The 358-nt window shown below is 53.5% G+C and carries 1 rRNA gene; it reads left to right on the forward strand.

From position 1 onward, the window contains the following. Nucleotides 1-358: ribosomal RNA gene (locus AC1DMK_RS31195) — 23S ribosomal RNA — on the forward strand; the annotation flags it as partial.

The raw sequence follows: 358 nt of genomic DNA on the forward strand, positions 1-358 counted from the left end.
GCCGTAACTATAACGGTCCTAAGGTAGCGAAATTCCTTGTCGGGTAAGTTCCGACCTGCACGAATGGCGTAATGATGGCCAGGCTGTCTCCACCCGAGACTCAGTGAAATTGAACTCGCTGTGAAGATGCAGTGTACCCGCGGCAAGACGGAAAGACCCCGTGAACCTTTACTACAGCTTGACACTGAACATTGAGCCTTGATGTGTAGGATAGGTGGGAGRCTTTGAAGCGCGGACGCCAGTCTGCGTGGAGCCAACCTTGAAATACCACCCTTTAATGTTTGATGTTCTAACGTAGGCCCGTGATCCGGGCTGCGGACAGTGTCTGGTGGGTAGTTTGACTGGGGCGGTCTCCTCC

It is taken from the genome of Rhizobium sp. 05L419 (genome assembly GCF_056397845.1).